We start from the raw sequence: 13252 nt of genomic DNA on the forward strand, positions 1-13252 counted from the left end.
TCTGGGTGGACATGAATAAGACAAAAGGGGTGCTACGAGTATGCAAATTACAGACGTTAGAGTAAGAAAGATAGATAAAGAAGGAAAAATGAAGGCCATTGTATCAGTTACTATGGATAACGAATTTGTAATTCACGATATCAAGGTAATAGAAGGAGAAAAGGGGTTGTTTATTGCGATGCCCAGCAGAAAGGCTGCAGATGGAGAGTACCGTGATATCGCACATCCCATTAATTCCAATACAAGAGATATGATTCAGAACGTTATTTTGGCCAAGTATGAAACGACTGCGCTGGACTTACCGGAAGAATAAGGATTAAAAGAATGTGTTCAAATGTAAAGGCGGCCATTTTCTAACATATAGAGAATGGCCGCCTTTTCTGGGAAGAAAGGAGCCGCTTATGAGTGGTCGGGATCAATTAGAAGCATTAAGGCAGGCAATAGAAGAGAGCAAATATACAGTAGCTTTAGGAGGCTCAGGTCTTTTGGCGGAGAGTGGGTATCTGGTGATGAAGAATCCGGATAAGGCTTATGACTTAGAAATTAAATATGGAATCTCGCCAGAGTATATATATTCCAGTGCTTACTATAATACAAGAATAGATAAATTTTACAATTTCTATAAAAATGAAATGGTAGGGGAGGAGCTGGAGCCTAATGAAGCGTACATGGCTTTAGCTTCCATGGAAAAAGCAGGAAAACTGCAGTGTATGGTGGAAAGTAATATTTACGATCTTCCTCGGCGGGCCGGAATGAAAAAAGTCATTAGTCTTCATGGAAGTGTTTACAAAAATATTTGCCCTCATTGTGGGGAAGAGTATTCATTAGACTACATAAGAAGCGCGAAAAGGGTTCCTTTGTGCCAGAAGTGCAATACAGTTATCAGACCCCAGGTTTCACTTTATGGGGAAATGGTGGACAGCCAGATTATGACCAAGACTACCGAAGAGGTGGCGAAGGCAGATTTATTGTTGCTTCTGGGAACTAGCGTAGAATCCTATATTTATAAAAATTATATCCGTTATTTTAATGGAAGAACGTTAGCGGTTATTAGAGAAGAACCCCATTATTCTGATGAGAAGGCAGATATTGCAGTATATGGTCCTCTCAGAGAGGTTCTTCCAGAATTAGGATTTTAAAAAGGATTTGACAAATTTAAAAAAATTTATATAATAATTTTTAGAGTGTGACAGGTCGCATGAAGGGGTACACCACCACGGGTGTAGCTTTTTCATGTGGCCTTTTTTATGTAACTAGGAAACTTTCCTATTACATAAAAAGACGCTAAAAAGGCAGCAGGAGGTAAAAATGGTTATTATTAATGGGAAAGAGGCAGCAGAAGCAGCAGGGAAGAATTTAAAACAGTATCTTACGGAGCAAGGCTATAATCTGGCCAGAGTTGCTGTGGAATGCAATGGAGAGATTGTTCCAAAGGCTGCTTATGAAAATAAGGTGATAGGAGAGGGAGATCATTTAGAAGTGGTCAGCTTTGTAGGAGGAGGCTGATATGATTGAGAAAATTGATTTTGATCAGGTGATGGATGACAGGTTTTCCCCTGAAATTCACAAAAAATTAAAGGAGGGAAAAGTAGGGATTGCAGGCCTTGGAGGCCTTGGCTCTCATATTGGAGAGATGCTCGCCAGAAGCGGCGTGGGACATCTTCATCTGGTGGATTTTGATATTGTGGATTTAAGCAACTTAAACAGACAAATTTACAGAGTTCCTCATATTGGAAGGCCTAAAACAGAGGCTCTAAAAGAGCATTTGCTGGAAATTAATCCATATCTGGAAATTACTGTGGACCAGGTGACGGTGACAGAGGAAAATGCAGAAGCCTTATTTTCAGAAGATGATATTATCTGCGAGGCATTTGACAATCCGGAGAACAAGGCCATGTTGATTAATACATTGCTGGAAAAGTGTCCGGGGAAGAAAGTGATTGCCGGTTCCGGCATGGCGGGCTATGGCAGCAGTAATACAGTTGTAACAAGAAAAATTATGAAAAATTTTTATCTTTGCGGGGACGGGACTACAGATATTGACCACGGCACAGGCTTAATGGCTCCCAGAGTCACTATTTGTGCAGGCCATCAGGCAAACATGGCCGTCAGGCTGCTGTTAGGCATTTTAGAAGAGTAAAATGAAGGGAGAATATACATATGAAAGACGACAAATTAATAATTGGAGGCCATGAGTTTTCCTCCAGATTTATTTTAGGCTCAGGAAAATACAGCCATACTTTAATTGAGGCTGCCATTAACCATGCAGGAGCGGAGATTATAACCCTGGCTTTGCGCCGGGTGGAGGACGGAGACAATATTCTGGATTACATACCAAAGGGAATTACATTGCTGCCCAACACTTCCGGCTGTGCAACTGCAGAGGAGGCGGTCCGCATTGCCCGCCTGGCCAGGGAACTGGGCTGCGGAGACTTTATTAAGCTGGAGGTAATTCCTGACAAGAAATATTTGCTTCCTGATAATTATGAGACTTTAAAGGCCACGGAAATCTTGGCGAAGGAAGGATTTATTGTGCTTCCATATATGTATCCTGATTTAAATGTGGCAAAGTCTCTTGTAGATGCAGGGGCATCAGCTGTGATGCCTTTAGCGGCTCCTATTGGCTCCAATAAGGGGCTGGCAACCAAGGCGTTTATTGAAATTCTGATTGACGAAATAGATTTGCCTATTATTGTAGACGCCGGAATCGGCCGCCCTTCCCAGGCATGTGAGGTTATGGAAATGGGAGCAGCGGCAGTAATGGCAAATACGGGAATTGCCACAGCCGGCGATATTCCCGCCATGGCCGCGGCTTTTAAGGAGGCTATAAACGGAGGAAGAAAGGCTTATTTGGCAGGCCTTGGAAGAGTACTGGAAAAAGGCGGAGCAGCCTCCTCCCCTGTTTCCGGGATTTCTAAGTAAAGGCGGCGGGCAATGACAGGGAAAGTAATTGCCGTTACTAACAGGAAGCTTTGCACAAGACCTTTTGAGGAACAGCTGGAGCGGGCAGCAAAGGAGAAACCTTATGCAGTGATTCTCAGGGAAAAGGATCTTTCTGAGCAGGAGTATGAAAAGCTGGCCCAAAGGGCGTTGGAAATCTGTGAGAAATATCATGTAAAATGTATTCTTCACACCTATACTGATGTGGCCAAAAGGCTGAAATGTCCATATATTCATTTACCTTTGTGGAGAATGGAGCAATTAGAAAAGGAGGAGCCTGGCTGGAATACATTTACGGAGGCGGGAGCGTCTGTTCACAGCCTGGAGGAGGCAAAAAAAGCTGAGGAACTGGGGGCTTCCTATATTACTGCCGGCCATATTTTTGTTACTGACTGTAAAAAAGGGCTGGAGCCCAGAGGACTGGAGTTTTTGAAAAATATTTGTCAGGAAGTTAAAATACCTGTATTTGCCATTGGCGGCATTCATCCCTATAATCAGGAAGAACCTGTAAACGCAGGGGCCGCCGGCGTATGTATGATGTCAGAGTTTATGAAAATTTAAAAAACTGTAAAATAAGCTGAAAACAAGGGAAAGCTAATAGAAAGGCCCTGTTGGGGCACCCTCCGTAAGGAAGGTGCCCCAAGGCTTTTGTATATTGAATTTAATTATAGTTTTGTTTAAGCGGTGTAGCCTGTTGGCTATGCCGTTTTTGCTTTGTTGCGTTCCCGTTCTTCTAAATGCTCTTGGAACGCATTTTCCATTTCTTCGGGACTGAGTTCCCGTAAAATGCCTACACCGTTGTAATAAATGTCCATCAACTGAACACGCTTTCCGTCAAGGTATCTCGGTGCGTACACGATAATCCTGTCGATAAACTCGTGTATCAGTTCGGGCGTAAGTTCTTTGAGTTCAGTAATCTTCTTTACCTTGTCAATGAATTTTTGCAGGCTTTCGGTCTTGTCCGTTTCAGTTTCGAGATAATTTTCCATTTCGGGAATACCTGCCTTTAAGCGTTGTTGTTCTTCCTCGTAAGACATTGAAAGAGTCGCATAGCGTTCATCAGATATTTTACCGATAGCGTTATCCTCATAGATTTTCTGTATCAGACTGTCTATCTCGGCAATACGCTTTTTCGCCTTGTTCAGTTCACGGCGTTTCTGTGCAAGTTCTTTCTTTTTGTCCTCGCTGTAACATTCCATTTGCTTGCGGACAAACTCTTTTTCAAAGGCTTGCACATTTAAGAGGATTCTCCTCATACTTTCCAATACCGTTTCCATCACGACTTTTTCTCGGATATAATGGGCGGAACATACTTCGGAATTTTTGCGGTATGAGGAACAAAAGAAATTTGCCTGTTCACGCTTGTAGTTACCTGTTACGCTGTAATATAGTTTCTGTCCACAATCCGCACAGTAGAGCAGTCCCGAAAACGGACTGACAATTCCGCTTTTGGTCGGTCTGCGGCGATGCTGTCGAAGTTCCTGCACCAACTCAAACACCTCACGCTCGATAATGGCAGGATGGGTATTCGGGAAGATTTTCCATTCCTCCTGCGGTCTTTCAATCTTCGTTTTGTTCTTGAAAGACTTGGTCGTGCTTCGGAAATTGACCGTATCCCCACAGTATTCCTGCTTAGCAAGAATATCTGCAATGGTTGCTGAACACCAGTTAAACGGTTTTTCAGGCGGCTTGCCGCAATTCCTTCCGATACTGTTCCAATACTCCGTGGGAGTCATAACCTTGTCGGCTTTCAGCTTCTTGGCGATCTGCGTTGGTCCGAAACCGTCAACACATAGAGCAAAGATTCTTCGTACCACTTTGGCAGCTTCCTCATCAATCATCCATTCCTTTTTATCATCGGGATTTTTCATATACCCGAACGGTGGATTTGTTGTTAGAGGAACGCCTGACATACCCTTGTTCCTAAAGACATTGTGTACCTTTTGGCTTGTGTTTTTAGCGTGCCATTCGTTGAATAAGTCCTGCATCGGAACAAGATCGCTGATACCTTTAGCGGTGTCGATATTGTCCATTATGGCGATATATCGCACGCCTAAACTGTCAAAGCCTTCTTCCAATAACTGACCGACAACCAAGCGGTTACGACCAAGACGGGAATGGTCTTTAACAATCAGTGTTCCTATCAAGCCCTTTTCCGCAAGTTCCATTATCTCCGTAAAGGCAGGTCTTGCGAAAGTTGTACCCGACCAACCGTCGTCAACGAATACACGGGGATTGGGAAAGCCATTGTCTTTTGCGTACTTCTCAAGTATGGACTGCTGATTTTTAATACTGCCCGAAGCACCTTCCTGCTCATCGTCACGAGACAAGCGACAGTACAAGGCAGTTATATTTTCTGACTGTTTATTCATAGTTCTCCTTTCCACAGCCAGATATGATAGGATTTGTAGGTGTACCTATAATATCATATCGGCTGTAATTGTTCAACGCTTTAATGCGGTAAACTTGATGTTTTCTACTCTTTTTTCAAGACAATGCGTTCCACTTTTTCGGTGATATTCTCGCCTGCATCTTCCTTGAAAAAGGCTCTGACTACATAGAGTGTGCCGTCAATCTCTTTTGCAAAGTTCAGTGGTTCAAGATACATACTTTGCCGAAACCACGCTATACGCTCTTCTTTGGTAAGAGTGGCAAGATAGTCGGTTATCTCATCGAGCAGCGTGTAAATTTCGCCTGTTCGTTCTATAGTGTTGCCCTGATTATTTACATACATCATCGTTCATAGCGCTCCTTTTTCTGTGATTTTTTATGTTGTTCTTCCTCTCTTGCCCTGTATTCGTTGGCATAGAGCAGGTCGGTTTTCTTTTGAATTTTGACTGACCGTTCTTCAATCCCTTTGTTCAGTTTCAGTTGCTTTCGCAGTTCTGTTATCCTTTCAGTAACGCCTGATTTTTCTTCTTGCAAAGTTTCTTTTTCGGCTGGTGAGGCTCTGCGGATTTTGTTTTGCAGCTTGGTGCGGTAGGCAATCAGCTTATCCATTTCGCCCTGCAATTTATCTCTATCTGCATACAAATCGTCAAAGGTTTCAATGCTGTATTTGCTCATATACCGCACCTGTTCGGAAAAGACTTCGAGTTTTTTCAAATCTTCTTTGAGGTATGGGCTTGTCGGTTTGTATTCCGTATTTTTCGGAAGAACGCCTAACAAATAGCAGTAGTGGAGATACAGTTTGTAGATATGACTTGTCTTGTGAAAAGGATGAAACCAATCCCGTAAATCTTGCGGCATTTGCGGCGGATAGTTGATGGTTGCCCTGCGGTTTCCAAAGGAAGCATATGCACCCATTGTCCTTTGAATATTGTCGGGTGTCCATCTTTTGTCCAGTGTATCAAGCCTTGTGAAATGCTCATACTGTGGCAATCGTATTTTCCAATGCTTTCCCGTAAAGTCGGTAATATATCCTTTTCGCCGCAGATATTCCTCCATATAATAGGGGCGGCGGCTGAAATTGATTGCCTCTTTCACATCTTCACGATAGACATTGTACCTTGTGGGCTTGCCGCTTTTTTCATCAAGCCATACTTGTCTTGACGGTGCTTTACGGGGGTTTTCTATGACCGATAATCCATGTTCCATACATATTCTGTCGGAAACATCACGAAGTTTTCTCTGCTCTGTTTTGGAATAGTTGTATTTCTTTCCGTCCAGAAAAGAGACCGAGTTAAAACAAAAATGGTGGAGTAGGGAAGCACCGCCTTGTCACATTGCTGTGATAGGTTTGCGCCACCCTCTCCGGGAACCGTACGTACCCCTCTCGGAGTATACGGCTCTGTTACTGCTCATTCAGACAAAACTCACTTTTTGTGGATAATACTGCGGTGGCAATCCCTGCACACCACAAGCGTTTTTCTGTGTTTGGCAATCATTGCGATTTCCCACCGTTCCTTGCCTTTGAGATTTTTGAGTTTGTTAATGTGGTGAACCTCGTAATGGTCGCTCTCTGTCGTTCCGCATAACTCACAGACCTTTGCTTTCAGCCGGTTTTCAAGGGTATTGACTGCGTATCCGTAGACAACGGCAGCATTGCTGATGTAATCCGTAGCAGGGCCCTTGCCTTTGCAGTCGGCGTAATTTGCGAAGTAACGCCTTTTGTCTCCCTGCTTCGTTTCATAGGGTATACCCCATTTTCCTGTGCCATCATTAAACTTGTCAATGGTTTTGGATAGGCTGGTTTTATGCTTTGAAGCAAGGGTTTTTAAGCAACTGTATTCCATAAGGTAGGCAAGATAGTGCAGCTTGCAAAAGTTGCTTGCCATACCATAATAGTTGCATATTCCTCTTAACTCCGCATTGTATACTGAAACGATTTCTAAGTCTGTGAGCCCAACCAGATATTTCCGATGAACTGGAAACATGGAACCATCTTTCTTCTGTATCGCCACACCTTTAGTGAAAACGAATTGACGGATTTTATCGTTAAGTGGCACCAACAGTTCTACACCCCCATTGAGGGTACGCATTTTTACATGACCGGGGCCACCCCGCTTTATTTTTCCGCTTCTGCGCACACGCACATCATAGCCTAAGAACCTTGCACATTTACTGCTATGGGTTATGAGCGTTTTATCTTCACTGAGTTCCATTTTCAGTGTATCTCCGATAAACTCGGCCAGTTTGCTCTTAATCCATTGACAGTCCTCACGGTTTCCCTTGACTGCTATTAGAAAATCATCCGCATACCGAACATATTTCAGTTTTTTGTCGGTCTGCGCAGTGCAGGGAATGGTCATCAGTTTCTGACGTTTGGGCTTATACTCTGCCAGCACCATTTCCCTTTCCTCACCTGTTACTTTCGTCAAGCGGTGGGATAGCCGTTTGATTTCATTGTGCAGCTCTCGGTATTCAGGTGTGATTTGTCCCACTCCGGGCGTGTCAAATTCGGATTTCAACTTCATTACAAACTTGTCCAATTCGTGCAGGTAGATGTTGGCGAGTAGCGGAGAAATGATACCGCCTTGCGGTGTACCGCTGTACGTCTTATGGTACTGCCAATTCTCTAAATATCCTGCTTTCAGGAATTTGTAAATCAGCTTGGTTATCCGAGCGTCCTTGATTTTATTGTTCAGCAAGCCTACAAGAACAGCGTGGTTGATGTTGTCAAAGCAACCTTTGATGTCGCCTTCAACAAACCAACGCGTACCGTTGAACTCCCGTCTCAACTGTTTTAAGGCCGTATGACAACTTCTTTTTGGCCTAAAACCGTGGGAGACATCCAGAAAGATAGGTTCATATACCGCTTCCAGTATCATCCGCAACACTTCCTGCACCAATTTGTCAGTAAAGGTTGGTATACCTAAGGGACGCAGCTTTTTGCGGTTATTCTTCTTCTGGATATAGGTTCGCCTCACCGGCATGGGCTGATAGGTTTCGTCCGCCAATGCTTTGATAATACTATCTATTTTGGCTTCACTGAAACCGTCCGCCGTATCCTCGTTTACTCCTTTTGTTGCCGCACCGTTGTTGGCATACAGGTTTTTGTATGCCACAAAGTAAATGTCAGGACGCAACAGATGGCGATACAGTTTTGTAAATACTTCTTCTTTATTTGCAAGTGAGTTTTGACTGATTCTTGCTAAAATTTCCGTTGTTGGCTTCATGTGAGGTTTTCCTCCCTAATCAACTTCTAATTTTAGTGCGCAATAACTGTGCCCCTTCGCCATGTAAGGGTCATTACCCCTCTCGGACTACTACGAGCACTCCGTACCCATGCAGGATTTTCAGGCTCCAAAGCCATAGCCGCTTTTTCATTCCCCCTTTCGTGCGGCACTCCTGGTTAGGGCATCCCCGGTTAGCAATGAGACTTGGTAAATTCGGATTCTCGGTATCGCTTTCGCTTCGTTACCATAGGTTCCCCTACAGGTTGTACGGAATGATTGATAACCGACAAGCCCACAACCATAACTTGCCTTTTCCGTACCAGAGGTTTCAGGCAATTTTCCTCTATCGGCACATAACAGAAACTGGAAGCTCACGTTCAGTAAATCCAACTTATACCTTATATCCGATTAACATTGCGGTTCAGTCGCACCCGATTGCCTTTAGGTGACTTACCGCTTTCCAGCCGTACTGTGTTCCCGTGTCAGCTTTCGCCTTTCGGTTAGGCTGGCTGTTTCCCGNAAATCCAACTTATACCTTATATCCGATTAACATTGCGGTTCAGTCGCACCCGATTGCCTTTAGGTGACTTACCGCTTTCCAGCCGTACTGTGTTCCCGTGTCAGCTTTCGCCTTTCGGTTAGGCTGGTTGTTTCCCGCGTTATCTTACGGGGCAGTACCTCATACTGCTTTTCTCATTGCCCTATCCGGGCGTACATTGTGCAGATGGTCTTTGTCAAGGTGGGTAGTGACGATAATCTGATACTTATCTCCCCACATTTCTTTTGCGGTTTGCAAGCCGATTTGGTGTGCCTGTTCGGGTGAGACCTCGTTCGGCTTGAAACTTTGATACCCGTGCCAAGCGATATATCCGTTTTCCTTGCCGTACTGTTTTTTCGTTAAAATCATCTGTTGCAAAGCGATTTCTTTGAGACAGTTGATAGCCGAAACATACTCGCCCTGCTCGGTGGCTTCGGGGCGGCTGACATAGGAAAACACATCCCACAACGGCTGCAAGTTCGGATTGTCTGCTCTTGTCTTTTCGGGATCTTCCACATAGGCGATCAGGTCTTTCAGTCTGCCTTCGATATGCCATAGACTTGTTGTTGCCATTATGTCGCCTTCTGTAAATCGAGGATCAGGCATTCAATTTCCTTGCAGATTTCTAAAGTAGAATGTTCATACTTAGCACATTTCTGAAAGCTGTTATGGACAGAGTAAAGGGTATTCAATAGTTCCCAAAACTCTTTTGCAGGTTTCGCCTTCGGCATTTTCCCTTTGCAAAGCTGACGGATAAACTCCGATTGTGACAGTCCACACGCTGCCGCACAGCGTTTCAATTCTTCATTTTCTTCTTCGGTTAAGCGTACTTTAATACGCACTTTTTTATTGTTTTCTTTGTTCAAAATTATCATCTCCGTTCTTGTGTTTTATCTTTTTGCAGGGGTATTCCCCTGAATTAGTCCACACGCCTTTAGGCTGTGGATTGGGATTGTGGGGGTCACAATCCGATGCTCGCTACACTTATGGACATCGTCTTTCTCTTTGCCGTTCTCCCTGAATGTCGTTCCTGCCCCTGTTTTTCAGCAGCGTTGTTTTGCTCATATCATCGCAAAATCATATCCCATTCAGACGGTCATTCAGTTGTTAATCGGCAAAACAAAAAGCCGATACACAGAGACATCAAAAATCGACGGGAGCGTTGCTCTCGCTTCAAAATGATGTTCTATGTAACGGCTTTGAAATTCAAAGACGGGACTGCTTGTTCATCTGTTCACTCGCTGACAGTACCAAAAAGCATAGAAGTGCAGACGGCGGTATTTTCTCTTAGCATACCGCAGGCGTTGGGCGGCTTACACCGCATTCTCAATCGAAACATCTTATATTTAGTTGTAGTCCTCTTTCACAAGGGAATCTATTATATCAAAACCATCACCGAAAATCAAGTTTTTGGTAAGATTCTGTATAGCTTTTGCAAAAGCAGGGCATACTATTTTGTTATACTAACTGCCGAACACTCCGTTATCGGCAAATATATGTTGATTTTTTTTGAAACGCATTGCGATTATTCCGATACTGTGATATACTAAATTTATATAAGTAGCCCTCAAATCAGGAGGTATGAAAGATGGAATATTTAACAGTTACACAGGCGGCGGAAAAATGGGGTATCTCTACCCGTCGTGTTCGTTTGCTTTGTGCCAATGGTGAAATTGACGGAGTTATCCGCAAAGGAAAATTATATATGATACCTGCAGAAACAGAAAAACCGTTGGATAAACGAAAATTGCCTAACAAAAGAAAACGCGGCAGATTTGCAGATATACTAACTGAAATTGATATTAAAAAAGTTAAACTTGACGATATGCGTCCGCTTACTGCAGGCGAAACACAGCGTTTGCGTGATGAATTTATGGTTGACTTCACCTATAATTCAAACGCTATTGAAGGCAACACGCTTACTTTAAAAGAGACCGCTATGGTGCTTGAAGGGATGACCATAGACCGCAAGCCTTTGAAAGATCATCTTGAAGCTGTCGGGCACCGTGACGCATTCCTTTATATTGAAGATATTGCACAAAATAAGACAAGGTTGAGAGATATGGAAATCAAGGCGATTCATTCGTTGGTACTAATGAATAGACCTGAAGATAAAGGAGTTTACCGCCGTATTCCTGTCACAATTGCAGGTGCATATACCCAGCCGGTACAACCATTTCTCATTGAGCCGAAATTGATGGAGTTACTTGCCGAAAATGAAGAGCGTAAAAAAACAATGCATCCGATTGAACGCATTGCCCGTTTTCATCTCGAATTTGAAGGAATACACCCTTTTATAGACGGTAACGGCAGAACAGGTCGATTGATTTTAAATCTTGAGCTTATCCGTAACGGCTATCCCGCAATCAATGTGAAGTTTACTGACCGTAAACGCTATTATGATGCTTTTGATGTATTTTATCGTGACGGCAAAGCAGACGATATGGTGTTACTTGTTGCAGAGTATGTAAACGAACGCCTTGACCGATATTTAGAAATTGTGAAAGAGTAAAAGCATTAGGAGAAACAAAATGAGTACAAATATATCAAAACAAAAGCGTGAGGACTTGCTGAATAAAATAAAAGAAATCCGAACCTTTATTGCTTCAGCTCCGCAGGATGAGAATACTGGTAACCTGCTTTCTTATCTTTCTGATTTAGAGAAAGATGTAAACGGCAAGAAATATGGACTTGTATTCGAGGAACACCGTGAGGAAATTGACGAGGTGCTTGATACCCATACCCCGGTACTTACCGAAGAAAAAGAACTGTTCATTGACAACGGCGGAAAAATGAATTTTCTCATCGAGGGGGACAACCTTGCTTCTCTTAAATTGCTCGAAAAAACACATAAAGGAAAAATTGACCTCATATACATAGATCCACCGTATAATACAGGAAACAAAGACTTCATATATGATGATGCATATATTGACAATAATGATTGTTATCGCCATAGTAAATGGATTAGTTTTTTAATTCAACGCTTAAAAATTGCACGCAATCTTCTTACTCAGGATGGCGTGATTTTTATGAGCATTGATGATAACGAACAGGCTGAGCTTCGTATGATTGCTGACTATATTTTTGGTGAACATAATTTTATATCAGAAATGATATGGCAAAAGAAAAAAGGTGGTAGCAATGATTCTCGACATGTTGCTACTGAACATGAATATATTCTTATGTATTCAAAAAACAAAGAGTTACTTAATAATATTTTTATTGCTTATGGTGAAGAATATGTTACTCGTTATAAGGAGAAAGATGAAAAAGGGAGGTTCTTTTGGGATACTTTCAAAAGAAAATCAGGTAAACAGTATTATGCAATTACTTGTCCAGATGGTACAGTCCTTGAAAAAGATGAAAATGGAGAACCTATTTCATGGTTGCGTTCAGAAAAACGTTTTCTTTCAGATTTAGCAGAGGGAGAAGCAAGAATTATAAAAGTCAAAGGAAAATGGACAGTACATTTTAAGCAAAGACAACCTGAAGGATACAAACCTCGTTCTATTATAACTGAATACGGAACGACTTCAGATGGTGCTGCAGAATTAAAGGAATTATTTAATTCTACTAATATCTTCAGTAATCCAAAGCCAGTAAAACTGATTGAATATTTAATTAAATTTATTCAAAATAAAAATATTTCAATCCTTGATTTTTTTGCAGGTAGCGGAACAACTGGACATGCAGTTATGAAATTGAATGCAGAAGATGGCGGTAATCGCAAATTCATTCTTTGCACCAACAATGAAAATAATATCTGCCGTGATGTTACATATGAGAGAATTAAACGTGTTATCGATAAGGAAAATTATTCTGCGAGCCTGAAATATTACAAGGTAGAATATGTGCCGATTTCAGAGCGTATGTACTACGAATATGCGGACGAGTTGTTAAGGCATATCCGTGAACTTGTAGAACTTGAAAACGGCGTAAATTTCATCGGCAACGCTGAAATTGCTATCGTGCTAACCGAAGAAGAACTTGATGATTTTATGACAAATATCGAAGCCTACGGCAAGTGCCACAAACTGTATATGGGGCACGATTTGCTGCCCGATGAGGAACAGGAACAGTCCCTTGCTGACCACGGTATCGAAATCAATATCATTCCCGACTACTATTATCGGGATTTACAGGAGGTGTAAGC

13 protein-coding genes and 1 pseudogene are annotated in these 13252 nt (G+C 42.5%); 8 read left to right on the plus strand and 6 right to left on the minus strand.

The window, feature by feature from the left end; all coding sequences use genetic code 11:
* Positions 1–40: 40 nt before the first annotated feature.
* From spoVG to C1A07_RS09730, 6 genes are all read left to right on the plus strand, one after another.
* Complete coding sequence (gene spoVG, locus C1A07_RS09705) at positions 41–313, plus strand: septation regulator SpoVG (RefSeq protein WP_101876936.1); 273 nt, start codon at positions 41–43, stop codon at positions 311–313.
* An 88-nt stretch (positions 314–401) separates the two neighbouring features.
* Positions 402–1139 carry an SIR2 family NAD-dependent protein deacylase gene (locus C1A07_RS09710; protein WP_101876937.1) on the plus strand — a complete coding sequence of 246 codons (738 nt, stop codon included), beginning with the start codon at positions 402–404 and terminating at the stop codon, positions 1137–1139.
* A gap of 169 nt (positions 1140–1308) precedes the next feature.
* Positions 1309–1506 carry a sulfur carrier protein ThiS gene (thiS, locus tag C1A07_RS09715; RefSeq protein WP_101876938.1) on the plus strand — a complete coding sequence of 66 codons (198 nt, stop codon included), beginning with the start codon at positions 1309–1311 and terminating at the stop codon, positions 1504–1506.
* Position 1507: 1 nt separating this feature from the next.
* The gene (gene thiF, locus C1A07_RS09720) at positions 1508–2140 is read left to right on the plus strand and encodes a sulfur carrier protein ThiS adenylyltransferase ThiF (protein WP_101876939.1); all 633 of its coding nucleotides are present in this window, start codon (positions 1508–1510) and stop codon (positions 2138–2140) included.
* A 20-nt stretch (positions 2141–2160) separates the two neighbouring features.
* Entirely contained in the window at positions 2161–2922 is a 762-nt protein-coding gene (locus C1A07_RS09725) for a thiazole synthase (protein WP_101876940.1), read from the plus strand.
* A gap of 12 nt (positions 2923–2934) precedes the next feature.
* A complete protein-coding gene (locus tag C1A07_RS09730; RefSeq protein WP_101876941.1) occupies positions 2935–3501 on the plus strand; it encodes a thiamine phosphate synthase in 567 nt (188 codons plus the stop codon).
* A 137-nt stretch (positions 3502–3638) separates the two neighbouring features.
* Here C1A07_RS09730 and C1A07_RS09735 read toward each other — a convergent pair whose 3' ends face one another.
* The 6 genes and pseudogenes from C1A07_RS09735 to C1A07_RS09760 form a co-directional block, all read right to left on the minus strand.
* Positions 3639–5312: a DUF4368 domain-containing protein gene (locus tag C1A07_RS09735; protein WP_101876942.1), complete on the minus strand. Its 1674-nt coding sequence runs from the start codon at positions 5310–5312 to the stop codon at positions 3639–3641.
* A gap of 104 nt (positions 5313–5416) precedes the next feature.
* Positions 5417–5677, minus strand: coding sequence for a transposon-encoded TnpW family protein (locus C1A07_RS09740; protein WP_101876943.1), 261 nt, complete (start codon positions 5675–5677; stop codon positions 5417–5419).
* Positions 5674–6624: pseudogene (locus tag C1A07_RS09745) on the minus strand (relaxase/mobilization nuclease domain-containing protein); the annotation flags it as partial. The pseudogene C1A07_RS09745 and the gene C1A07_RS09740, both read right to left, overlap by 4 nt.
* Before the next feature lie 131 nt (positions 6625–6755).
* Positions 6756–8558 carry a reverse transcriptase domain-containing protein gene (locus tag C1A07_RS09750; RefSeq protein ID WP_101875841.1) on the minus strand — a complete coding sequence of 601 codons (1803 nt, stop codon included), beginning with the start codon at positions 8556–8558 and terminating at the stop codon, positions 6756–6758.
* Positions 8559–9237: 679 nt separating this feature from the next.
* Complete coding sequence (locus tag C1A07_RS09755; protein WP_101876945.1) at positions 9238–9669, minus strand: relaxase/mobilization nuclease domain-containing protein; 432 nt, start codon at positions 9667–9669, stop codon at positions 9238–9240.
* Positions 9669–9962, minus strand: coding sequence for a plasmid mobilization protein (locus C1A07_RS09760; RefSeq protein ID WP_101876946.1), 294 nt, complete (start codon positions 9960–9962; stop codon positions 9669–9671). Before C1A07_RS09760 ends, C1A07_RS09755 begins: the two co-directional genes overlap by 1 nt.
* Before the next feature lie 722 nt (positions 9963–10684).
* Here C1A07_RS09760 and C1A07_RS09770 point away from each other — a divergent pair.
* Positions 10685–11608 carry a Fic family protein gene (locus tag C1A07_RS09770; protein WP_101876948.1) on the plus strand — a complete coding sequence of 308 codons (924 nt, stop codon included), beginning with the start codon at positions 10685–10687 and terminating at the stop codon, positions 11606–11608.
* A 19-nt stretch (positions 11609–11627) separates the two neighbouring features.
* The gene (locus tag C1A07_RS09775; protein ID WP_101876949.1) at positions 11628–13250 is read left to right on the plus strand and encodes a site-specific DNA-methyltransferase; all 1623 of its coding nucleotides are present in this window, start codon (positions 11628–11630) and stop codon (positions 13248–13250) included.
* Positions 13251–13252 lie beyond the last annotated feature (2 nt).

Origin of the sequence: Lachnoclostridium edouardi (assembly GCF_900240245.1) — a bacterium.
In the GTDB taxonomy this organism is placed as follows: domain Bacteria; phylum Bacillota; class Clostridia; order Lachnospirales; family Lachnospiraceae; genus Lachnoclostridium_A; species Lachnoclostridium_A edouardi.